The 26,459-nt window shown below is 35.9% G+C and carries 9 protein-coding genes and 1 pseudogene; 2 read left to right on the top strand and 8 right to left on the bottom strand.

All coding sequences use genetic code 11. The annotated features are described in order from the left end of the window. Nucleotides 1–172: 172 nt before the first annotated feature. A complete protein-coding gene (locus DG508_RS15630) occupies nucleotides 173–427 on the top strand; it encodes a Tox-REase-5 domain-containing protein (RefSeq protein WP_158250418.1) in 255 nt (84 codons plus the stop codon). Nucleotides 428–601: 174 nt separating this feature from the next. Next, nucleotides 602–1,357 (top strand): hypothetical protein, encoded by a 756-nt coding sequence (locus DG508_RS15625; RefSeq protein WP_108869044.1) that lies wholly within the window; start codon nucleotides 602–604, stop codon nucleotides 1,355–1,357. Nucleotides 1,358–1,366: 9 nt separating this feature from the next. Here the strand turns inward: DG508_RS15625 and DG508_RS15620 are convergent. The 8 genes and pseudogenes from DG508_RS15620 to DG508_RS15585 form a co-directional block, all read right to left on the bottom strand. Continuing rightward, nucleotides 1,367–1,519, bottom strand: a pseudogene (locus DG508_RS15620) (IS3 family transposase); the annotation flags it as partial. Nucleotides 1,520–1,620: 101 nt separating this feature from the next. Then, nucleotides 1,621–2,577 carry a PorP/SprF family type IX secretion system membrane protein gene (locus DG508_RS15615; protein ID WP_108869043.1) on the bottom strand — a complete coding sequence of 319 codons (957 nt, stop codon included), beginning with the start codon at nucleotides 2,575–2,577 and terminating at the stop codon, nucleotides 1,621–1,623. 86 nt (nucleotides 2,578–2,663) lie between these two features. Continuing rightward, nucleotides 2,664–17,924, bottom strand: a complete 15,261-nt coding sequence (locus DG508_RS15610; RefSeq protein ID WP_159090860.1) for a T9SS type B sorting domain-containing protein — start codon at nucleotides 17,922–17,924, stop codon at nucleotides 2,664–2,666. A 115-nt stretch (nucleotides 17,925–18,039) separates the two neighbouring features. Beyond that, nucleotides 18,040–21,447, bottom strand: coding sequence for a PorP/SprF family type IX secretion system membrane protein (locus tag DG508_RS15605; RefSeq protein WP_108869041.1), 3,408 nt, complete (start codon nucleotides 21,445–21,447; stop codon nucleotides 18,040–18,042). Between the two features lie 4 nt (nucleotides 21,448–21,451). Then, the gene (locus DG508_RS15600; protein ID WP_108869040.1) at nucleotides 21,452–23,551 is read right to left on the bottom strand and encodes a T9SS type B sorting domain-containing protein; all 2,100 of its coding nucleotides are present in this window, start codon (nucleotides 23,549–23,551) and stop codon (nucleotides 21,452–21,454) included. A 646-nt stretch (nucleotides 23,552–24,197) separates the two neighbouring features. Then, complete coding sequence (locus DG508_RS15595) at nucleotides 24,198–24,740, bottom strand: OmpH/Skp family outer membrane protein (RefSeq protein ID WP_108869039.1); 543 nt, start codon at nucleotides 24,738–24,740, stop codon at nucleotides 24,198–24,200. A 229-nt stretch (nucleotides 24,741–24,969) separates the two neighbouring features. Beyond that, the gene (locus DG508_RS15590; protein WP_108869038.1) at nucleotides 24,970–25,821 is read right to left on the bottom strand and encodes a class I SAM-dependent methyltransferase; all 852 of its coding nucleotides are present in this window, start codon (nucleotides 25,819–25,821) and stop codon (nucleotides 24,970–24,972) included. A gap of 18 nt (nucleotides 25,822–25,839) precedes the next feature. Beyond that, a complete protein-coding gene (locus DG508_RS15585; protein ID WP_108869037.1) occupies nucleotides 25,840–26,325 on the bottom strand; it encodes a hypothetical protein in 486 nt (161 codons plus the stop codon). Nucleotides 26,326–26,459: the final 134 nt, after the last annotated feature.

Here is a 26,459-nt window from a genome sequence, read left to right as displayed (position 1 = left end):
GCAGACATGACAGAATATCTTAGGTTTTTTCTTGATTTTAGATTTTTAGAAAGCCCACATATTTCAATAATAGCCACAGAATTTTTAGAGAAAAAGGCATAGGTTATAAACTGCTGAGGCTATAGAAGATGGTACAAAATTACCTCCTGTACCAGAAGAATTGGGGGCGGTGGTGAATGATACCAGACCTTCATTTAGGCATGGACAAAGTGATGGTGGTCCAGGTATATGGAAAAAAGAAACAACCCCACAAAAAGGAGCAGAATATCAAGAGCATGTAACTAAAGCACCCAAGGATACAGAATATGTAGTAAAAACAGATATTATGCCTAGTGGTAAAAAGAAATTTGATGGCTATGACCCCGAAACCAATACATTAATAGATGCCAAAGATTGGGATGGATGGCCACCAGAAGGGCAAAGATAGGCAGCAGATAAAGTTGCTAGGGTAGCAAAAAAAGATGCTGAAATAGCCAAACAAGTTGGTGCAAATTTAGAATATCATGTACCTCCGCAACATAAGGCAGATCAGTTAAATAAAATTTTTAGAAAGAAAGAAATAGAAGGTATAAAAGTAGTAGTGACACCTAAATAAAATAGAATGAGAGAAAAAACAATTGTAATGATTCGGTTTAAATCAAGAAAATTAACCGTTCAAGAATATTTAGATTTTAGTAAAGTAGTATTACAAACACTACAACCTCTACATCCTATTTTTGAAAACTTATGTAGTTGGGGTCATAAAGCAAGTCACTGGACATTTCTAGATAAAAACTTAACCAATTTTGACACTATAGTATTTGAGCATATTAATGATACAGACTATACTTACATCAATAAAGATGAGAATGATAAAAAAATGCATTTAGATTCTTATGATTCTACAGGGTTTTTGAATAGCTATTCTAATACAAAAAAAGAGAAAGAAGGACAGGTTTCAGTTGATATTGCAGATGGTAAAGGAGAGGGAATAGGACATATTAATATAGAGTTTCCAAAAGTTGGTTATGATGAATTTTATACTGAATCTTTTTGTATACAGTTGTTAGAAACGTTAATCAAATTAACCAATGCAGAATATGCTAATGTTTTAACCCGTCCACTCCGATCAAATGTAGCGCAATTATACGGTAAATTTTGGATAGGATGGTTTACTTATTTCTCAAACAATGGAGTGTATAATCATCTGCCTAAAGTAAAGACCCTGCAACGGAGTATTATAAATGAAGGGACATTATTTTGGATTGATAGTACGCAACCTGATAACATGGATGCATACGAAATAGAGCAAGCTAAAGAAATCAAGAAAACCCTTGAAACTTCTCAACTGCTAGAAAATCATTATAGTTTTTCTTGATTTGTAAAAGAGCATTATAAAACCAGTACTTCGACCTTGGATACCATACTTCTTTTGAGCTTGCTTATAAGTCAACACTCCTTTCTCAACTTCCTGAACTACAGAAAGTTTAAAGCTCATTGAGTAATCCTTCTGGGTACGTTTTTTATATGTTCTTTTCATTACACTTGTGATTTTGTGTAACGCTATTTCAGGACGGGACAGAATAACAAATAAAAAAAGACTGCCTTTTCAGACAGCCTTTTTTGTTTAAATTTTTAATTCTAATAGGTACACCCACATTTACTTTGTCTACATCCAAAATCAAATCCTAAAGTAATCATATGCGATCCTGCCGCTGTAGTAGGCTGTAAAACTTCATTTACATTAATTTGATATCCATATGAGACATAAAAGTTTGATTTCTTAATTCCTACCATAGGAGAAATAGAAAGAGGTTTAAAATCCTGATCTACCAGAGATCTAAGACTCGCACCTATCCAATAGTAATCACCTCTATGCATTTTACGTACTTTTAGATTAAGATCTGCTGTAGAACGACCATCTCCTGCAAAATTTTGATATAATACAGAAGGTTCTATCTCTATATCACTAAATCTATGATAAAAGGTATATCCTGTATACAAATAATAATTCTGTATTTGTGACGGCTCTGTTGGATTAAAATCATCTATTTCTTTTTGTAATAAATTAACTGCATTTGCACTCAAAAAGAAACGTCCGATTCGATATAAAAGTCCAATATCAAAATTAGAATCATTGACATTTATACCTGCTAATCCTGGATTAAACGGATTATCGGGATCTCCATTGTTAAACCTTGAGGTATCAATACCAAACTGAGTAAACTTATAACTAATTCCAAATGAAAGATATTGGTTATTATACTCACTCAATGTAAGGTGATGCGCAAAGGATAGTTGAACTCCTTTTTGGGTAGTTGCTCCATTTTGATCATTAAACAAAATAGCTCCTATTCCTGAACGATCCGATATTCTACCATCGATAGATAAGGATTGTGTACCAGGAGAATCCTCAATACTAACCCATTGCTCAAAACCAGAAGCTCTGACCTGCCAACAGTCTCCGATACCCGCATATGCAGAGGATATCAAATATGGGTTATCTGCAATATACTGATTCTGTACAGGAGCTAAAAACTCCTGCGCAAAAGCACAATAACTTGCAAATAGGCTACATATGATTATATATTTCTTCATCTAACTTTAAAAATTACAGATCGTTAACTCTTCTATATTCTATGGTTCTATACTCAATTCTCATAACTCACTTATATGGTTATATATTATCTATATAGTGTAAAGTGACCTGTGAACTCTCTATTATCTATATCATTAAGGATTATAGTATACCAATAATCTCCAGAAGGAAGTTGTTTTCCTTGATATAGTCCATCCCATCCTTGTTGATCTCCTTTAAACTCTGCCAGCTTTCTTCCGTATCTATCAAATACCATTACTTCCATGTTTTCAAAGAAGAAAGGATCATCTGTATTTGGAGTAATCTGTCTAGGATACCATAAACGTTCTTCTGTTGAACTGTTAGGGCTATCTGGAGTAAAGTAATTAGGAATACGGATATTGATATATGTTAAGTTTTGTACTATGCGAATTTCACATCCATCTGCATCTATTACACGTAGTACATAATCTGCCGTTTCTCTAATTACAAAAATGTTTCCTTGTAGTTCTGTAAAATCTGATGATTGTAATTGGTTTACTGTCATTCCATCAGGTAAAATAGTAAATGAGAACGAATAGAAAGGATTATTCTCAAATCTTCTTCCTCCAGAAGCTACAATTTCATATTCATTAGGATCTTCAGGATTATTAGTCATTTCTGCTACTGGGATAGCTAAAGGAATATATTCTTCTATAACAATCCTACCCACATCAACTATACACCCACCTGAGTGTTCCATAGTACCTTCATATTCTCCTGGATTTACCTCAAATCTACCTTCAAGGTTAACATTCTGGGCAGGGTTAACTGTACCATTAACACCAGTAAGAGTATAAATAATATCTGTATCTATAGAATTTTCAAATGTCTCAAAGTCTACAAAATATCTAGGTCCTTGTATAATAACAGACGGATCATTTTCATCTCTTACAGGACATTCTAACCTTGGAACTAAAGTAGCATTCAACATTACACCAGCTGGAATATTTACTGGTAAATCAATTCTACAGTTATTTGCATCTCTTACATAGATAGTGGTAATACCTCCTGGTAAACCAGTATAAGTAAACATATCCTGTACAAAATCAGCATCATTATTGGTTATATTGGTCTCATAAGGAGCAGTACCTCCTGTAATAATAATAGTAACTTGCCCATCAGAATCACCAAAACATGTTTCTGGTGTTGGGTCTCCATCAGGACTTACCATCAATGGATTTGGTTCTAGAATTTCAATATCTCTAATTTCATTACACCCTAAAGCATCTTGAGCAATTACATTATACATTCCTGGTGCCAATTCATCAAATACAAATACACCATCTTCTGCTCCATCAGAGCCATCATTTAAAAACTCTCCATTGTCAATTGCAAAAGAATATGGAGGAGTACCTCCTATGGCTTCAATTCTAATTAAACCATTATCCAATCCTTCACAAGTTACATTCTCTGATGAAAATACTGGTTCAAACAATGGTGGATCAATAATAGTAAATGATTCACTATCAGAACAACTTCTATCTGTATTAACTGTATAGATATAATTTGCAGGAGCTAAGTTTCTAAACTCGCTATTAGATTGTATTATTGGTGTAAATGCTGTTCCATCTGTCAACACATTACCAACTGCACTAAGCGTATATGTATATGCTCCTGTACCTCCAGTAACATTGGCATTAATTATACCATTTGCAGCTCCATTACAATTTACAAATGCAAATCTAGTATCTAGTGTAATTTCTACATCAGGAATCGCAATTACTGGTAATGCTCCCGATGGTTGAGACTGACATCCATTGGCATCAATAACATAGAACTGATAATCACCTACTGGTAATGTAAATGTTCCTGTACCATTTCTTTGCAATTCCACAGGACTTAATGGATCTGCAATATTTAATACTACATATTCTGTGATCGCTACACTACTAGTACCAGTAACTGTAACATCCACTGTAGGATTAGGGTTACCCGTACAATCTACCAAAGTAGCACTAAAGTTAACTGTAACCTCAGCAGGTTCATTAATAACAGCTGGAGTAGTATTACTACAATTAAGGCTATCATAAACAGTAACGGTATATGTTCCTGGTGCTAATAAAGTAAACTGATTAGAATCTTGTCTAGCACCTTCTGTTTCTCCTGCTGGAGTAAGTGTATATTCAAAAGGCCCATCACTACCATTTGCAGTAACAGTAATTATACCATCTTGAGCTCCATAACAACTTACACTACTATCAGGTATTGCAGTAATGGCAACATCATTTGCTGGGGCATCTATTATTATAGTATCAGAATCAGAACAAGTAAATGTACCCATATCATCAATAGCAGTCACTAAGTATGTATTTGCAGCATACCCCTCAAAAACACCGTCTGTATTTGTCTCTATTATTGTTGCTGGAGTAGCTGGTAAAGCCAAGGTATAAGTAACTGTTCCTTGTGCACCCGTTACACTAGCTAAGAAAGAACCATCTGATCCAGGGCTACAAGTCTCGTCTAGATTACCAGGGTCTAAAACAATATTGAAATTATTTGTAGGACCAGAAATCGTAAAGTTGGCTGTACCTGTACAATTTGGTATGCCGTTCTGAGTAATATTTACTGTATAATTACCAATACCTAATCCAGGTTCTGTAGCACGAGGTATAACAAAATTGTCCTCTGTATTCACATCTAGATCAGTATTTTCTGTAGTTCCAGCGACAGCACTATCATATACAGTGCTACCAGATGCATCTACAATTGTATAATCAAATGCACCAGCATATCCTAGAATAAATAGTTCTCCTCTACCATCATCTGCACCAAAACAGGTTTCTCTACTTTCTTCTTCGGCACGAACTTCTATATTGTCAAATGCGTCTATACGATAATCTACCTCAACAAAACAACCTGTTGTTTGATCTGTAATTCTGAATATATATAGACCTACATCAGTAAGAGTAAATGTTGTATTCGTCGCATTGGTTTCTATAGCAGGTGTTCCTGGATTATCAGCAGTTCCAGCAGGCACATTATTTTGTGGTGCTACTGCAACAGGACCACTAACTACTTCAAAGTTAAATGGACCCGCTCCATCTGTTACACTTACTGTTACCTCTTCATCTACTAGACAAGTGATAGCGGTATCTTGCGTTACTGTAGGATCTTCCATAATTGGTAGATCTATTATGGCCTGTACGATTGCTACTAATGCACAACCTTTACTATCAGTAACATTAATATCATAGGTACCATTTTCATCGGCTGTAAATTCATACTGTACTCCAACAGCTACTGCATCTGCATCCGTAATATTTGTATCTGTAACTACTACACCTGATGGTGTTGTGTAGGTAATACTATATGCAGGAGTACCATCCTGAATGGTAACTGTTACGGTTGGGAAATTTTCATTAGTTCCCGTACACGTATAATTTCCAACATTAGCACTGGCTGTTACCTGAGTTGCGTTTGGCACATTGGCCGTAGCTTGCTCTTCACAAAGACTACTAGATCGGATAACTGTTACATAGTTTCCAACAGGAACATTCGTAAATACAGGATTATCAATTTGATCTGTTCCTACTTGAGCTCCTGGAACACCTCCTCCAGCATCTACAAATAATTGATATGTATATTGTTGTCCATCATCTGTAGTTGGATCAAGAGTAATAACTACTCTACCATCACTATCTCCTATACATGAAACTGCTTCTCCTACGGCTGTAATACTTGGTAGTACAGGTATAGGTAAAGAAACTGAATCATTTGCAGAACATCCTGAACCAGTTGCAGGAAGTACATTACTATCGGTAACAATTACAGTATAAGAACCAGCAGTAACGCTGTTAAATATATTTCCACCTGCACCTGTTTGTACAATTGGAGCAATTGGTGTTCCGCTACTATCTGTACCTGTTAGTGTAAAAATAAAGTTACCTGGGTTGGCAACAAAGTCCGAACCTCCTGTAACCGTCGCAGTAATCTGTCCATTAACACTTGTTCTACATTCTGGTGTTCCTGTAAACGTAGCACTAATGGTTAACTCTGGTACTATAGTAATTGTTTCATCAGTAGATACACAACCATTTTCATCATACACTCTTACGGTATATGTTCCTGGTGTAGTTACAGTAAAGTCATGAGTAGTTCCATTCACATTTCCTGCTACTTGACCACTACCCACAGCACCTATTTCAAAAGTTAACGCATTAGTAGCTGGAGCTATTACTGGTACATTACTAGTACCAACCACTCGTATGGTATAGCTATCATCAAACACACAAGAATCTGTCCAAGTTACTGAGTCTACTGTTGGGTCTCCTGTTCTAAACACAGTTTCATTAATAGAAACTGGTGTTGATGTACAAGAATTAGTATCAATAGCACTTATTATATATGTAGTTCCAGCGATTGTTGCTGGTAACAAGAATGTTTCAGTAGTATTAGCAGTAGTTGTTTCAAATAAGAATGGAGCAATACCATCATCATCTGCTCTATAGGTATAAGGCCCTGTTCCTCCAGTTACAGAAACTGTTACTCTAGCATCTTCATTACAATTAGCATTAATGTTCTCATCAATTGCTAATGTTAATAGTTCTGGTTGTGTAATCGTAAATGGATCTGTAGTAGTATCACAGAAAGGCGCAGCTAATGCTTCAACCTCTACTACATATGTACCTGCTGGCACTCCATTTGCAGGTAATCCTATACGAACTGGATTTGTAAATGGAGCAGTAATACTTCCTGAAGTAACTACTGCTGCTGTAGTTGTATTTACAACTCTAAAATCGAAATCTCCAGTATAATTTAATACAGTCAAATCAAGTTCACCTGTAGAGGCTCCATTACAATTTACTGGAGTAGCTTCTACCGCACTTGCCTCAATAGAATCAAATGGATCAACTCTATATGTTGGTGAATCTACAGGACAAGCTCCGTTAGCGTCTGTATCTGTTATGGTAAACTGGTAAGTTCCTACTGATGGTAACACAAAAGTTGCCACAGTTTGAACACCTGGAGCAGCTGTATCTCCTGTTCCTGCAACGATACCATTTTGAGCAGGTACAGCTCCACTAGTTTCTACAAAATTAAATGGTCCTACTCCGCCAGTTATAGTAACTGTAACTGTTTCACCATTATCACAGGAAATTTCTCCATTATTCGTTGCAGAAGTATCTCTAACCACTGTTGGGTCAGTAATTTCTGGGAAAACAGGTATGGTTTCTGTTGGCTGTACTGTAGGACAGTTGTTACTATCATATATTGTGAATATATAATCTCCAGGTATAACCGCAACGATCTGAATACCAGCTGCAGGATCAGTATCCAAAGTTGTAGGATCTACTGGAGATGCTACAACTGGAGTACCATCTACCGTATAAGAAATAGTATAGGTGGATCCTGTTCCACCAGAAATATTATCTATTGTAATAACAGGTACGTTTTCTGTTCCAGCAGGACATGAGTAATTTGTGGATGAAATTGTTGCTGATACCGCAGTTGGATCATTTATAATATAATCCTCTGTATCAAAACAAAATACATTTAATGATCCATTTGGTTTCGTAGCTCTAACTTCTACCGTATAAGTTCCATTATCCAAACTTGAGAATACTGGATCCGTTTGATAAGGAGTTGGAACCACTGCTGGTGTTGCAGAGGTTGAAGCTGTAATTCTATATTCATAAACCACCGTTGGATCTGAATCTGTAGAAGCTGGTGTTAATGCCGCAGTAACTACTCCATCAGTATTTCCTATACAGCTAACAAAAGTAGTTTCTGGAACTAATACGGGTTCTTCTGGAGCTTCTATACTTACTGGAGCAGTAAATGAACAGAAAGGAGTTGTTCCTCTACCGTCATCTGTTACTTCTACAATATAGCTTCCTGGAGCAACTCCTGTATATATTCCTGAAGCATCACCTGTTGTATTACCTGTAGCTGTACCTGTACTATCTTGTAGTTCATACGTCAACGTACCTTGTGCAGCTCCTGAAACAATAGTTGTTGCATCAATTACTCCATTAGCCGTATTACAATCAGGTGCAGTGGTAAATTCTGGACTTATTTGTAGTGGTATGTAAACCGTTACTGTATCTGTATTTGTACATCCAGATTCATCTGTAATTGTAATAGTATATGTTCCTGGTGCAGAAACAATGAATTGGTGGTTATTATTGTCAATACTACCAGCGACAGGAGTTCCTGCGCCTAATTGGTATGTCAATGTTCCTAGACCTGTTCCATCGATATCTATTACGTTTGTATTATCATAAGCACAATCATCTATAAACGAAGCTGTAACTGTTGGCAACGGATTAACAACAGTTGTCACCGTAATTGGCCCAAAACTACATCCGTTTGAATCGGCTGCCCATATATCTAAAGTTTGAACTGTATTTCCTAAGTCAATTACATTACTTGTTAAAGGATAAACTCCAGGATCTCCAGCACCCGTAGGTACTACTTCATATCTATATCCATCAGCAGGAGGTGTTGCAAATGGCGTTCCTCCGTTAGTATTCATAATCACTTGAGCATTAGTCCCACAACTATTTGCAGGTGTCTGGTTGGTAGCGATTGAAGTTAATGGCTCTGGAAGATCAATTGAGAAATCATATCTGGTCGGACATTGCGTACCATCAACTTCTTGTATAGCTACATAATATTCACCTGGTGGTAAATTATTAATAGTAACTGGAACATTAGGTATTGCAGGACCAGGTGTAGAGTTATCAGAACCTGTAAACGCGGCTCCAAGGCTTACGTTGGTGAAAGCATTAAATACTTCCCATGATATTTCTGTTACTGTAGCACCGTATGCAGAAACATCAAATGTAACACTTCCATCATCTAATGCTGGTGTTTCGTTACAACTTACATTGGTAACCACATCGTTTATTATAATAGGAGAAGACGGAGGGTTTTGAGCAGGAACCATTTCCTGATATAAACATCCTGTTGCATTATCTCTTACTTCTAATGTATACGTTCTATTAAAACTCAGACCTGTATAAGTATGATCTCGAATTGGAGTATTTGCATCTACTACTGTAGCTCCTCCAACACTATCGTCTAATGGTACAAAATCTCCTAATCCAGGTGAAGGCTCTCCTACAATACGAATATCAAATCCTGGAGGTGGGTTTGTTGGTGGTGTAACACCTGAACCACCCTGAACATCAATTTCGAATGTTACTCCCCCTGGACAAGTTGCAGAAACTGTAATGTTCTGAACCAGATCATTAGGAGGTGAGAAAATATTAAATGGTCCAAATGGAGCATTATCAGTACATCCATTTGCATCGGTAACAAAGATGAAGTATTGACCAAAATCTAATCCTTCAAAACGAACAGTTGTTCCTGTAGTTGTTGGGTTTGGCGTTGTAACTGCAGTAGTTGCTGGCACTAATGGCCTAACAGAGAAATTAGCAGCTGTAACTAAAGTATAAGTGTAGTTCGCTGTTCCTCCAGCAATCTCTAGATCTATCGCACCTAAATCGGTCACAGTACCTGAACCTCCACAGGTTACAGGAGTTTCTACTCTGCTTACTTCTTCAATTAATGCTGGTTGATTTACATTCACACTTCCTGGGTATAAACATCCTTTACTACTTCTAACCGTATAGTTATAAGTAGATGTATTTGTGGTTGGATCAGCATCACCTGCATCACCAGCTAGGTTAGGAAACGTAATTTGAGTGCCTGTAATGGTTACAAATCCTGCCCCATTGAAATCAATTTCATATGGTGTTTCAGTGCCTGTTACTGTAATTACAACAGTTCCTGTATCTCCAGAACAATCTAGATTAACATCTGGATCTGTCACTGTTGGTGCAACAGGGTCTGTAACATTAAATGGAAGTGTCGTAAACGTACATCCTCTTGCATCGGTAACTCTAAAAGTATAAGTTCCTGCTCCAGAAGTAGCTGTATAATTGGTAAATGGTGGAGTAGCTGCAGTTAAATGATTTGCAAAAGCTCCTCCATCAAAAGAAACATCAATAGTATAAGGTGCATATCCAGGGTTTGATGCTGGAATCGCTAAAGAGAATGTTGCATTTACTGGATTACCTAATGCATCACAAGTAATATCAGAAACTGGAGTTACCTGTAATTGAACTGGTTCCTCAACTGTTGGAACAGTTATAGAGGTAGGACATCCATTGGTGTCAAAAATAGTAATTATGTAATCTCCTGGCGCTGTCAAATTAGGTGAAGTTGTAAATGAAGGTCCAGGAACATTCGTATCTGGAATTACCACAACACCACCCAAAGTAACATTATAAGTATAAGGAGATGTCCCTGCATTAACAGCATCAATATCTACAGTAAAATTAATTGCTCCATCATCCAAACAAAAGTCTGAACTTGCAGCATCTAAAGTTGCTGTAAGTTGTGGCAATTGATTAATATCTAAAGTTTGTGTAGCCGAAATACAACTATTACTATCTGTTACAACAAGTTGATACCCTGTTCCATTAGGAACGTTCAAATATGGATCACTTGCAGGTCTGCTTGGTCCTACTAATGTTCCTCCTGAGTTACTTAACGTATACGTGTACCCTGTTCCACTACCTCCTCTAGGGTTACTTATCGTAACTGTATTGGTGTTGGTAACACAATCCTGAACCACTGTGTCAATATCAAAATTAACTACATCAGGTTGACCAATGGTAACTGTTGTGCTTACTTCACAAAGGGTTGCTTCATCGGTTACCCTTATTGTATAATTACCTGCGGGCAATATATCTCCTGTAGGAATAGTAACCGCTGTTTGATTCGTTGCTGTAATAGGTATAATTGCAGGTGTTCCACCTGTAATTTCATATTCATATGTTGCGGTTGCTGGAATGTCTATTCCAGATACTGTAAATGATAACTCTCCATCAAAACCTCCATTACATGTAGGTTCGTTAACTGGAGTTGCACTTACGCCGATTTGATCAATATCTTCTATTATAAAGTTTTCACTAAACACACAACCATCATCTGTTCTTGCTAAAAATCTGTAGGTTCCTGGAGCAAGATTATTAAATAAATTCGACGCTTGTGGCCCTACTGGTGCAGGTGAAGTGATTTCATATTCTATAACACTACCAGATCCTACTATTGTAGGTGTTACTGTAACGTTAGAAGTAATTGCAGTACATTGAACGGGAGTCGCTGCAAAACTAAGATCTGTTATTTCTGTTACAGCTTCTATAGTAACATTTGTAGCCACTGAACAGGTTTCTGGTGAACCTTGATTTGCTACATGTACGGTATATGTTGCATCTGTACTAATTGGGATATCTACTGGGAATGTCGTAATATTTGTATATCCAGCTGATGGATCCAAAGTATATGCCCAGCTTCCTGAACCTCCTATTACTCCCGAAATACGAATAATCGCATCGGTCGGAGCCACACAACTTAAATCTCTTTCTATATTAATTGTTGGAACAATTGGATTAGGATCTGTAAGTGTTGTTGTAAAATTAAACGTACAAGCTGGTGTACCACCAGAACCATCAGTAATGGTTATGGTGTGAGGGTTTGGAGTATCGCCAACATTATTAAAAGTTACTGTCGTATCTCCAGTAGGCCCTATTTGAGTAGTTAAATCTCCATCAAGAACATAAGTAAATGGCCCTTGCCCAACGGTTACTTCAACTTGAATGGTTCCATCTGGATTGGTAAGACCAGGACATGAAGGATTCGTAGGAGTTAATGTTGCCACTACTGCATCAAACGGTGTCACTGTAACTGTATTAGAGAACGCAGTACATCCAGCATCATCAGTTACTCCTATCAAATAATCTCCTGGAGTACTTGTCGCATGTGGTGATGTTATATTTGCTTGTACCAAAGTTGGCGTAGTTGCTGGAGGTACAGGTGGATTATATAAATCGTATTGTGTATACACAGTACTTCCTCCAGAAGCTGTAAACGTAATACTTGCTCCAGAATTACAATCTATATCTTTAGCAAGTGTTGCGGTTATAGTAAGCTCTGGGTTTATTGTGAAATTCTCTACACCTGATACACAATTGGTTTCTGTATTGGTTACTGTAATCGAATAGTTTCCTGCAATTAAGTTATCAATTTCAAAAGTATTTGCTGGAGCAGATACTGGAGGTGTTGTTGATAAAAATGTTACTGGAACATCGTTTGCTGTTACAGGACCTGTTAATGTATATTCAAATGGTCCTACAGCAGTTGTTGTTGGACTAGGTGTAATTGTTATCCATTGTGATGCAGGATCACTGTCTACACAAGCATCTCCTCCAGCTACCGCTGCAATGGTAGGCGAAGTAGATTGTATTACCTCGGCTGTAGTAGATATTTCGCAAGCATCTGAAGAATTACCATCTCTAACAAAGATAGTATATGTACCTGCTGCCAAGCCATTAAATTCATTATCGGTATTTGGATAATCAATTACTATTGTACTCGCGCTATCTACAAGTCGATATTGATGGCTTCCTCTTCCTCCATTTCCTGTCGCAGTTATAGTACCTGTATTAGCACCACAATCTGTAGGCGTAGCTGTAGCAGAAATAGTAAGTTCTGTTGGTGGACCTGTAATATCAACAGTAGTTGTATCTGTACAATTATTACTTGTTAGGCTAGTGTCTTCTACTGTAATGGTATATGTACCTACCGCTAATGGTGTAGCTGGGCTTTCAATTGTTACTGAACTTGTTACAGAGGTTCCAGTAGCGACCACTGTTGTTGCTGGTGATGGCCCTGTTATTCTATAATTGAATGAACTGCTGTTTGCTACATTAAATGTAAAAGCACCATCAGTACCATTAAAGCAAGTTACCGCACTGGTTTCTGTAGCGCTGGTAATATCTATTTCTGGTAATAAAGGTCTGTTGAATGATAACTCAGCATCACATTGATTATCACTTCTTACCGCCGTAATTGTATAATTAACATTTCTATCAAAAGTAAGTGTTTGAATACCAGCAGTAGTTGTTATATTAAATGTTGCAGGACCTGATGCAGGTGCTGGAGTAACTGTAAATGCAATTTGAACAGCATTACCTACATCTGCAGCAGACAACGCTGGAGAAGCAGAAATATCTCCTACAAAAGTTTGATTTGCACAATCAGAATCTCTCTCATTTGCCAATACCACATTATCAAGATCTAATAGAGCTGGTATAGCAACAGATTGAGGTACCGCACAATCTGGGGCACTTGGATCTCTTACATATATTGTATATGATGTTGCGGTTGTAACACCAGTAGCGTTTATTACCAGTGAAGTACCTACTAAAGTTGTAAAGGGTCCTGCTGGATTTGTAGCCCATTCATAGGTACCTGATACTCCTCCTTGAAAATTATCAATGGTAATCTGTGCTTCTGCATCTATACCTGTATTACAACTTAAAAATCTTGTTAATGCAGCATCAAAAGCAACAGCTGTCGCTCCATCAATATCATACGTTCCCATTTCTACAGGACAAATTGGACTGCCTGAAGGATCAGTTGTATTATTATGTGAAACTCTTACCGTGTATCCAGTAGCCACAGCAACACTAGGGAATGTTCTATCAATACTAGTACTTGTTATCGTTTGTACCACTGTTCCCGTACTATCTAATAATTCATAGATAAATGTTCTACCAGTAACAGCAGATGCTGGAGTAAGCTCTACTTGGATTCTTCCTAAGTCTGTAGGGCAAACAGGATCTGTAACTGTAATCGTTTGGATTGCAATAGGTACATAAGGTTCTGGGCCATTCACTCTTGCTTCAATAGTACAGCCTAGTCTTGTAGAAGTATCACTTACTTCAAAAATAAATTCGTCTGCTGCAGTTGCTGTTGTAGGAAGTGTAAATTCAAATCTATCTATTGGATCTCCAGAAGCTGGGCTCTGAAAAACTCCTCCTTGTTCTGCAAATTGATAAGGCCCTGTTGTTGCTCCTGGTTGACCGTGAGAAGTAACAATTACTTCTACTATGGCTCCTGTATCACAGGTTGGAGGAGCAATAATACGAGCTACTGCTGTAAAATCAGGCGCATCATTAATAGTTACTACTTCACTATGCAAACATTCTGGATCTGGATTACGATTAGATACCACTTCTATAGTATAGTTTCCTGGTTTTAAGCCAGTAAATAAATGGTCTCCATTATTGAGTTCACTATTACCTGTTACTATATCTATATTATCAGGCCCTCCCGTAATATGATATTCATATTGAGGAGCACCTCCTGTAACCTCAATGTTGATACTTCCTAAATCATTTCCATTGGTATTATCAACACATTCAGGATGAAAAGCATCTACATCGAATACTGGTTGAAAAGCTCGTACTGTGCCGTCTATCTCATAAATACAATTTGGGAAAGCTGTATCAACCGCATATACAGTAAATAAATAAGGGTTTACTTGAAAAGCAATTGGGAAAAGACCATCTGTGTTTGTAAATAATCCTAAATCTCCTGGTAAAGTAGGTGCTACAGCCGTTTGATCTCTAATCAAAAATCGTAAGGTTCCACCTGCTGTAAAATTATTTACCTGTACTGATCCATCATTATTACACTCCATATCCACAACATCAACTTGTGGTTGGTAATTGTTTTTATTAATATCGAAATAAAATACTTGTGTACATCCCCCTTCAAATTCTACAATTATTCTATACTCCCCAGGATCAGTAAATCCATAACTTGTAGTTTTTGGTGGAGTAGCTATTGTTGTCCAGTTTGCTAGGGCATCACATCCTCCTGTAATTGCAGGGCAATTATCACCTCTATCTAAACAGCTATTGTTTGTAAGTTCTTGCCAAGTAATATTAACAATATTATCAGGAGCAAATCCTGAATCAACAGTATATTGCTGGTTTCCGCATAAGTTTATTTTAGCCAAAGGAACATTACAACCTCCGCTAGAAACATCATAATAGGTTATAAAATTTTCTGTCGCTGCATCATCCTGTAATGGGTGTGCTATTATAGTAAAGTCTGTCACTACAAATTCTTCTGTAAGTGTCATACACACATTACCTAGACTATCTGGTGTGGTATCTCTCTTAATCACAGAATATGTTCCTGAAACTGCACCAGGTACAGTTACAGTATTTATAGTTGTAGTCGTTGAAAACCCTCCAGGTCCCGACCATACATACTCATCATATCCATCTCCTGCTACCAAAATTAGATCTCCACCACAAAAACTAACGTCTTGACTACATGCACCAACATTTGCTAAAAAGTTAGTCGCTAATCCATCTGTACTACCACAAGCTAAAAGAGCACTACTACTAGGGTCATCAGTAACCAGTGTATTAGACAAAATACCTCTATAAGTACCTCTGGCAACATTGGTTATTCTATCAGAACATGCATCTCTTAAGTCATCACAAGTAGCTACCAACTGTACAATAAAATCTATGGTAAGTTCTCCTGTACCTGGTGCTCCAGGTTCACTATGTGTGAGTAAATTAGGAGGAATAGAAAATTGTATGGTTTGTACACCTCCCGTTCCTATTCCAGAAGTTGTATAACTTATGGATGGAATAGAAGTTAAGTTTCCTGATGGATTCGTACTTACATTAATACCATCTACACTCAATAAATCCACATTTGCGGGTAATTCATCATCAATGATTACATTACCTAAGTAATCTTCATTACCAATATTTTCTACACGTAATCTATACACCAATTGATCTCCTAATCCAACTGAAGAATTATTAATAGGTGTGGATAGGTCACTAGGGTTGTACACTTCTTTAAGTATTCTAAGCTCTGGTATAATGTTCTCTACAGAAAACGCTAACAAAAATGACTGATAGGTATCACCTGCTGTAAACAATCGAAAATTTGCATTAGTAGCACCATTGGGTATAATACTATTACTATTATTAGCCAGATCAAAAATATCTGAATCAAAACCAAGTGTATTTCTAGATGCTGGATTACGATTCGTAGTATACGCTCCATCCACTGATATAGAACTATTAAAGAAATTCCCGTTTGGATTAACAGCATCTACAATTGGTACAAAAGTACCTCCTGCATTCTGAATTAATAAATTATCTCCTTGAATACCATTGTCTCCTTCTAATGAAGCAGAACCTAACCTTACATTTACAGGATTTGGTGCTGGCAATGTTGTAAATCCAGTAATTGGTAAATTTACAGGGGCAGCGCCTGATTGTATTTCTCTAAATCCATCATAAACAGATATAAATCTATTTACAGAAGCAGGACTTGGGTCTTGATAAACAACAACCAAGGTCCATCCTCCTGCTGCTCCAGAAACACCAGAGGTAACCCCTAATGTAGCTTTCATATCAGCAACTGTATAGGTACCATATCCATTATTTTGGACTATACTTGTAACATCTGCATAACATACATATGGTACATTATCTGTAGCATTAGCATTATTATTTGATACCGTATTACTATATCCATCATATATTACCCCTGGATGCGTATTTACAACAGTACCACTACTTAGTGTAATTGGTAATGTACCTACTTGAGGTTGAACTGTAGAATAAGTGACACTTCCTGGAGGACCAAAACCTAATCTAATATTTTGAAAATCTGCTGTTCCCAATTTACGTACGTCAGTTGCAGATAAATTAGTTGTATCTTCATTCCCTGTAGTAGAAAGCGTTGCATTCACTACATTGGTTTGAGCCTGAAGCTGTGTAATTAAGTTTCCACCACCAGTTATATCATCATTACCAATTGTAACAGATGGTATCGTTATTTGACTTCCTCCCCCCAAAAGTCTATGTAAATTACCACTAGAACTTACTATAACAACTCCTATAGCTCCAGCTGCCTGAGCATTTAACACTTTATTTCTATCAGAACAACCTCCTCCTGTTTGTACCACAGCAATATTACCTGCCAAAGCAGCACCATTGGTAATTCCACACCCACTAGTGGGTTGTGCTACAACCAAATTAGAAGAAGCTGGTCGTAATCTTATATCAGAGTTATCACTACTAAACTCATCATTTCTTACATTATATACCCCTGCAATAGTAGTATTGTTAATAGTAAGTACAGTACGTGTATTGGTACCACTACTAATATTAGTATTAGAATAATTATTAGGAAAATTTTGTCGTGCCAAATAATAATTTGCACTCCAATATAAACCCGCAGATACAATACTTGTACAGCCCACATTAGGATCTACCAAGTCAGCACTACTAGAACTAAATGTAGTATTGTCACCATCTATATCAATATATGCCGTATTACGATTAGTACCACCATTACTAGTTCCCATAATGTTATAAGCACTATTGGGGGGATTATTTGTTAATCCCAAAATAGCATTACCAGCCATTAATACATCTCCTCTTACTGTAGTATTTTCACGATGCTGAAAACCCTGTTGAGAAAACATCAACGTAGCATTAAAAAATAGAAATAAAACTAAAAATATTTGTTTATAGTTAGCTTTCTTCTCCAGGAGTTTTAAAATATTGTCTATAGATTCCATAGTCATCCATCTTTGGGGGTTATTGTACTTTTAGTATATAAAGATCTCCATCATATGAGTTATTGACATTAGAGAATAAGCTTTGTTTCGCTTCGTCTATAGTGCCATATCTCTTCAGATACACATAAATGTAATTATCCTTCGGGTTTCTGAAATATTGCGGCTCCAGTCCCTGAGATCTTAATTTGGCCATTCCTCTTTCAAAATAATTTTCTCTTTTGAAAATATTTGTAATGAGATAATATCCATTTTCTATATTGTGTCCTCCAATAAAAGACAAACTCTCTGTCAAGACTGTATCATCTTTTACAGTATCTTTTATCAAACGTGTTTCTTGTAATAGTTTTTTATATGATTCTACTCTATTTTTGGCAATATGTAATATCCACATATCTCCAAAATATCTATTATCGATATTATTAAAATACTTTTCTGCAGCTTCATCTTTATCAGTATAGCTTTCTATAGCAACATATTGAAATTGATTTTCTGGATTAAGTATAATCTGAGAGTCATTAAACCCTAAATCTTTTAAGGTTCCTGTAAATTTATCTGCATAAGCTCCTCCTTTAAATACATTACCAATAAGGTAATATCCTTCTGGGTAACCAGGTATATATTTGGTAGCAAATTGAGCTTGCGGTCTAGATGTTTCAGCAAATTTCACAAATCTATTCTTTGCAGTAAGTCTTTTTGAACTTGCTGGATCAGATTCATTTTTAGCTTCTTCTGCATCTGTATCCATACTAACCAGAGATTCTAAAAGCTTACTAAATTCTCTCTTATCAACATTCATGCTTGTGTTTAATAATGAGTCTCGTCGTGCAAATATTTTATCTGTAATTCTACTACTATTATCTAATTCTTTCTTAATCTCATCTAACCCTTCTTCATTTTCTTCTGTATTAGCTGCAGCTGCTTGTCTCTGTCGCTCTTCTTCTGCTAATCGTGCAGCTTCAGCAGCAGCTTCTTGTCTTTGTCGCTCCTCTTCTGCCAATCGTGCAGCTTCAGCGGCTTCTTGTCTTTGTCGCTCCTCTTCTGCTAATCGTGCAGCTTCAGCGGCTTCTTGTCTTTGTCGCTCCTCTTCTGCCAATCGTGCAGCTTCAGCAGCAGCTTCTTGTCGTAGTCGCTCTTCCTCTGCTAATCGTGCGGCTTCAGCAGCAGCTTCTTGTCGTAGTCGCTCCTCTTCTGCTAATCGTGCGGCTTCAGCAGCAGCTTCTTGTCGTAGTCGCTCTTCCTCTGCTAATCGTGCGGCTTCAGCAGCAGCTTCTTGTCGTAGTCGCTCTTCCTCTGCCAATCGTGCGGCTTCGGCGGCTTCTTGTCGTAGTCGTTCCTCTTCTGCTAATCGTGCGGCTTCAGCAGCAGCTTCTTGTACTGCTACCTCACGCTCTAGTTTTCGCTGTGCCTCTAAACGTGCTGCTTCGGCGGCTGCCTCTTGTTGTATTCTTTCTTCCTCAGCCTGTTGTGCTGCTTCTTGTACTGCAACTTCACGTTCTAGTCGTCGCTGTGCCTCTAAACGCTCTGCTTCAGCGGCGGCTTCTTGTTGTACTCTTTCTTCCTCAGCCTGTTGTGCTGCTGCTCGCTCTGCAACCTCACGTTCTAATCGTTGTTGTGCTGCTAAACGCTCTGCTTCAGCGGCGGCTTCTTGTTGTATTCTTTCTTCCTCAGCCTGTTGTGCTGCTGCTCGTTCTGCAACCTCACGTTCCAGTCGTTGCTGTGATGCTACACGTTCTGCTTCAGCGGCTGCCTCTTGTTGTATTCTTTCTTCCTCAGCTTGTTGTGCTGCTGCTCGTTCTGCAACCTCACGTTCCAGTCGTTGCTGTGATGCTACACGTTCTGCTTCAGCCTTTTGCTCTGCTTCTTCACGCTCTATTTCTCGCTGTGCAGCTAGGCGTTCTTCTATTTCTTGCTGTGCTGCGGCTTCTGCCTCTCTCGCGGCTTCTTCAGCTGCTATTCTTTGTTCTGTGGCTCTTTGCTCTGTTGTCTCACGTTCTATTCGTTGTTGTGCGGCTAAACGCTCTGCTTCAGCTTTTTGCTCCGCCGTCTCGCGCTCTAATCGTTGTTGCGATGCTACACGTTCTGCTTCGGCTTGTTGTTGTGCCGTTTCACGCTCTAATCGTTGTTGCGATGCTATACGTTCTGCTTCAGCTTTTTGCTCTGCTTCTTCTCTTTCTAATCGCTGTCTTGATGCCAGACGTTCTTCTTCTCTTCTTTTATTAAGTAATTTTACTTCTTCCTCACGTTGCAATTCTAACTCTCTAGCCGCCTTAGCTTCTTTTTCTTTAGCTTCTGCAATAGATCTTTCGAGTTCACTCATTGCTTTTTGAGATTGACTCTTAGATTCTCCTTTTTCCTGTTGTAGCTCTCTTATTAATTTGTTTTGTTCTAAAATTTCCTTTTTAAGTCTTCTAATTTCAGAATCTCGCTCTTCATATGCTTTTTGAGTACTTGATTTTGATCTGCCTCTTCTTTTTCTTGGACGCTCTTTTTCAAAATTATAAGCCAAACTCACTTCATGAGTAGCTCCAAAATTACTGGTATCTCCAAGACCTGTTTCATATGTATAACCTACAGAAACATTTGAAGTAATATTACCTCCTATACCAACAGAAGCTCCATAAAAACTATTATAGCCTGCCTGTGCCCAACCTAATTCTGGTAAATCCACAATAACATTACCACCATATCTAAGATTAGAATCTGCACCAGTATCAGGTAACATGTTTGCATATACCATTCCTCGGATTGTCTTATCAGACCTTCTTTGTAAACTTGTTGTATACATAACGTGGCCCCTAAAGGCCATGTTATCAGTTAATAGTTCACTAGCTGTTAAATTATAAGCAACGAGATTGGATACGGACACTCCTACATCAAATTCTGCATAATTAAAATTTGCACCTGGAGTTAACTGAAAAACTGAACTTTTTTCATAATTAAGAATAACAGGATCACTCACTTCTACACCACTATTCAAAATAATACTTGTAGCTGCATCAATATTAGATTTTATACCGCTTTGTGAAAAACCGAGATTCATACCAAAAGTAAGGTTCATATCTCTGTCTATTTCTACATTGTAAGCAAAGTTTGCTATTCCTCCAAAATATCTATAAATCCCTTCATTTTGTTGATGCAAACCAATAGAAACACCAATTTGTTCATCAAAATTAGCTGTATAATTAATTAAATAAGTTTGTGGGTTATCATTAAAAGAAGCCCATTGTGTTTTGTTATAAACATTAATAGATTTTTTATTTTCTCGTACTAAAGAAAAAGTTGGGTTAAAATAAAATCTATTATATTTTACTAAGTTATGAGTAGGGATATCGGTAGGTAGTACACCATAAGTAGTAGTATTCTCATCTTGTCCTCTAAGAAGGTTAAAGGATATACATACAATTATTAAAAGTAATTTTTTGACCATAAAACTATCTCATTACCGTTATCGAACCTTTTCTGACCACGGAATTATTTTTTGTTATTATATAATAATAAAACGGTTCCTGACCAGATGATTTTGAATTTTCTTCGGGCCAGTTGTTTTGATAATTCGCTGATGTAAAATCAATCTGACCTCTCGAGTTATAAATTGTAATCTCGACATCTTGCTGATTGAATAATGAAGAAGGCAGTAACCAACTGTCATTGATACCATCACTATTTGGTGTTACTATATTGGGTATAATCTCTGATATTCCTGGTACATTACCAATATTTATTGTTGGTGTATCATAAGAGCATATTGAAGATGATATTCTTACAAAATAAACTCCTTCTTCTGTAACTTCTATTGTATTACCAGAAGCACCTGCTATTAATTCATTGGTATCATTTACAACTCTAAACCATTCATAAGTATAATTAGCATTCACAGGAACGGTTAAAGTAACCGATTCATTGATTGGGATTGTAAGTGAAGAGGCTACTATTTCTATATTAGAAGGTATTGTAGTTAATGTTAACTCGTTTGATACGATATCAGTAAATTCTCCAGTAATCAGATTCGCCATCAATGTATAGTTAGAATTCTCTTCAGAAGTTTCAATATCCAATGTGGTAGTAGTAATTCCCGTAGGTTGACCATCTTTATACCACTCAAAATTAAAAAATGAAATTTGATTTTCTGTAAGGGATATTTGTGGCGGAGCGCCACTACCGCTTTGTGTAAAACCAAACATGTCTTTAATTTCTAAAACTACATTGCTATCTTCACATGTAAAATCATCTGATAGTCCTATCTCAATTCCTATTGCAATAGGAGAATAAATATCTGTAGTAGATTCTAAAACACTAGAACAAGCATCATCTGCAACAATCTGAACTCTATATGTATCTGGGTTATTTATATCTATAGATATTGTGGGATCAGTTAAGGCCAATATACCTGTGAGAGGACTCGTATTTCTAAACCACTGAAAAGAACTAGTAGATGGAGAAACAGGTGCATCTGTTGTAACCTCTAGTGTAATCGTTTCTTGTGGTAACAAAATCATGTTTTCTAGCAAAGGGGTTGTAATTGAAGATCCATTATTAACCACAGTAACTGGCGAGGTTCTTATAGAACAATCTTCACTATATGTAACTTCCAGCGTATATACTCCTCCAAAATCATTATCGGGCAATTGATAATTAGAATCTATTGCACCTTCTATTTCAACATCATCTTTAAGCCATTGATACGTATTTCTAATATCTGTAACACTAGAGTTTAAAGTTTTTCCTACATCCTGTGGGCAAAAATTAACGCTTGGTTCTTCAAGAATTCTAACACCTGCAGGGTCAATTAACCGGATCGTAAAATTATTTGTTCTAGAAGATGGAAATTGTGGATTACATGCACCTAAATTAATTTGAGCATAATAGACAGCTTCCCCACTTCCATCTAAGTCATTTTGAGTAATATCAATACTAGGGCCTGTTTCACCAGCAATGAGGGTTCCAAACGGAAAACCACCTTTAAACCACTGGTACGTATATTGATCGGAATCAACAACACTGTTATCATCACCAACTTCTGTTATACGAATAGAAGCGGTATGAACAAAATTGACAACACCACAAAGAGCAACATTTTCAATGCGTAACTTCAAATCGTTTCTATAATAATAAATTGGTATTGGACTTGATAAGGCGCTTACAATAGTTGTTTCAGACGATATTATTCTTATTCTGTAGTTATCACCATTTGTATCTTCTGGAATCTGAACATTATCAAAACGAATTTCAGAATCCCCAAAACCTTCACCATTGGGACCCGTTACTCGAGCTAACTCTAATGGGCTACCAAAATTTCCTGTATCATCAGAAAGTTCTAAAATAAATTCATTGTTGCTAGGAAGAGCAGGTCCAGGGGACATATTGGCAACTACGCTAAAAAGACTAATCGGTTGGCTACAAACAGCGGACAATACTCCTCCAGATTCATTTACAAAATCTGGTGCGTCAATGATGCGTTGTGCTCGCATTTCCTGAAAGTTCAGAAACACCAACATTCCGATTAATAACGATAGGTTAAGTTTTTTTTTCATGATATCACACTTATAATTAAGGTGAATATGCAATATTAACTTCGCGATTTGGGGCGCTTGTTAATAATATTGTTAATATATTTTTTACCAAGTCATAAAATTATAAATTAAATATTTATAACAAACTAAAATTTATTTTTTTTTTGTAATATTTTTCTCACTTTTTATTAACCTTTTGAATTCAATCAAACATATTACACTCCTAAAAAGCTATCAATATACATAATTTTTTGTTAATCAAACCTTTGAGTACAGGTAAAAAATTATTTTATAGCTAAATAAAAGTTGCAAATATACTTCTCTTATTGTTAAAAAAACAAAAGTATTGTCAATTAAAAAGATGAAAAAATGTAATTTTTTTATGCTTTTCCTGTAACTACTAATTATTTACAGTTCTTTTTTTCTTCGATTAAGTGTAAAAAATAATGTTGAAATTAGATAAAATTCTATCTTATAATCATGCCTATTATAACTTCACTAGACATATAACTTTCTTTTTTATTTATTTAAAATGATTTTTTGTATACCAATCATTAACTGACATTTAAACACTAAAACGATATTTTCAAGTGCTTGTTTATGCATAAAAAAAGCCCCATTAGAAAAGAATATCTAATGAGGCTTATAAACTATTATAAAATGAAGATTACTCTTCTTTCTTTTCTTCTGTTTTTTCTACAGTTTCACCACCATTTAATTCTTTAAGAATTGCATCTGTAAGGTTTAATTCTTCTTTACCATAGAGTATATTACTGGTTTCTGTATCACCATAGATATAGGTATATCCATTCTTCTTGCCATACCCTTCTATAAAAGTCTTTACTTTACCTATGATTGAGTCTATTTCTACCTGACTTCCTTGTTGAATTTCTTGCATTCTGGCTTGCTGTTCTCTTTGTAATTCTTGTTGCTTAGCCATTAATTCTTGCTCTTTCTTCTGTCTATTGGATGCAGACATAGATTTCATAATATTCTGGTACCCTTGTACCTCTATTTGAAATTGCTTTGCTTTTTCTTCAAGTTCTGCTCGCACTTCATTATTACGCTTTGTCCACTTTTCTTGTGCAACTTTCATTTCTTTAAAATCAGAAACAACTTTGGTATTATTTACAAAACCAGTTTTTTCTGTTTGTTGATTACAAGAAGTTAAAATTAATAGCGCACTTGCAAGCCATACTATTTTTTTCATTTTTCAAAAATTTAGTTCAAAGCAAAAATATCAAAGTTAGATTGATGTTATCCAATATATCTAGCCAAAAAAACATGTATAAGAAAAAACAATCAATATTATATTTTTAATATACAAAAACTATTAAAAACAAATCAAATTAAAGCGTTTTAAGCACCTCAAAACAAAAAGACACTCAATTATACTAACCAAGTGTTAAAACAACAAAAAAGACCTTTTAAAAAGAGATTTAGTTGTTTTTAAGTATATAAATATGTGAAGAATATTCACCTGACTGTTTGGCTAAATAATTTGAACGTATTCCTAACCAAAATGCTCTTATAAAATTCATTTTACCTCGCTTATATTTCTCTGATAAAAGAGAGACATAAAATGAATCAAACTTCATAGGTTGTACCTCTACTAGATCTAAACCTTCTTCTTTAAAAAATTTTTGAATTGATGTTTTAGAGAAATGCCATAAATGCCTCGGTACATCATATGCTGCCCAAAACGATTTATAGTAATTTGCATCAAAAGATTTAAAATTAGGAACGGCAATAACAACAAATCCACCTGGCTTTATAGCTTTTTTGATTTTTTTGATTTGATCCTTCAAATCCGGAATATGTTCCAAAACATGCCACATTGTAATAACATCAAAATGATGAGATTCTAAGCCTATCATATCAGCGTGTAATGTGATTCCTTTTTGCTGTGCTAATTTTTTTGCTTGATCATTTGGTTCTACCCCTTCTACTTTCCAACCTTTTTGTTTTGCTACATTCAAAAAATCACCTGTTCCTGCTCCTATATCCAGAAGTCTACCTGGGTGATTATTTAGCTTATAGATAAGTTTAACTTTTTTGTTTAAAGAATATGTCTTTACTGTATGGTAAAGTTTTTCGAAAAAAGATCGTTTGGAATCTGTATGAGAAATATAATCTTCACTTTCATAATATTTACTTAATTCATTGTTATCTGGTTTTGGAGAAGTAATCAACATATCATACTCTTTGTCATAAAGTAATTGAAATTTTTCTCCTGAAACTGTATGATCTTTACATTCTATAAAAAGATCCAACGTCTTCTGCTTGTTCATATAGTAAATACTGTTGATTTAAAATAAAGGTTCTTTTTTTATATTGTTTTTGAGATGAATCAAAAAGGATCGTGTTTTGTCATAAAATAAAGAATGAGTAGATAAACAATTACCACCATTACTATCAAATATTTTAATTTTTACAAAAACTTCTAATTCTCCTACCATTTCTTCTGGTTCATCACCATAAACAACAAATGGTAAATAATTTGAAGTAACAGATCTATCTCCTTCAAAACTTATTATAACATTAAAATCCATTTCGAATTCATCAAATAGTTTTGCTTCAAAATTTTCTAATTTCTGACTATTTTTTAATTTAAACTGTTTTCGTAACGATCGTTTCACATCACCATAAGAAAACAGTGGTTTAAATAAAAATTGCTCATCATTAAACTCATCTTCTAATTCTATTCTAAAATTATCAACTTGTTTAACTCTATGAACAGGAATACATGAAAACAGAGAGAATAATATTAACAAGACACTAATTTTATTTATCATATTTCTATTTTATGATATTTATCTATTATTTATAATAGAATATTTAAATTCTTAGAAAATAACTATCATCCTATCCTGTTTAATTCAATCACATATTAATATTGTATTAACCTATCATCATTTTGATATTCTTG

The organism is Aquimarina aquimarini (assembly GCF_900299535.1).
In the GTDB taxonomy this organism is placed as follows: Bacteria; Bacteroidota; Bacteroidia; order Flavobacteriales; family Flavobacteriaceae; genus Aquimarina; species Aquimarina aquimarini.
This window is presented reverse-complemented; position numbering and strand designations above follow the sequence as displayed.

Coding starts and splice junctions, on each gene's coding strand:
- DG508_RS15600 (WP_108869040.1), bottom strand. CDS start 23,551: ATGAAAAAAAAACTTAACCTATCGTTATTAATCGGAATGTTGGTGTTT.
- DG508_RS15605 (WP_108869041.1), bottom strand. CDS start 21,447: ATGGTCAAAAAATTACTTTTAATAATTGTATGTATATCCTTTAACCTT.
- DG508_RS15610 (WP_159090860.1), bottom strand. CDS start 17,924: ATGTTTTCTCAACAGGGTTTTCAGCATCGTGAAAATACTACAGTAAGA.
- DG508_RS15595 (WP_108869039.1), bottom strand. CDS start 24,740: ATGAAAAAAATAGTATGGCTTGCAAGTGCGCTATTAATTTTAACTTCT.
- DG508_RS15585 (WP_108869037.1), bottom strand. CDS start 26,325: ATGATAAATAAAATTAGTGTCTTGTTAATATTATTCTCTCTGTTTTCA.
- DG508_RS15590 (WP_108869038.1), bottom strand. CDS start 25,821: ATGAACAAGCAGAAGACGTTGGATCTTTTTATAGAATGTAAAGATCAT.
- DG508_RS15625 (WP_108869044.1), top strand. CDS start 602: ATGAGAGAAAAAACAATTGTAATGATTCGGTTTAAATCAAGAAAATTA.
- DG508_RS15615 (WP_108869043.1), bottom strand. CDS start 2,577: ATGAAGAAATATATAATCATATGTAGCCTATTTGCAAGTTATTGTGCT.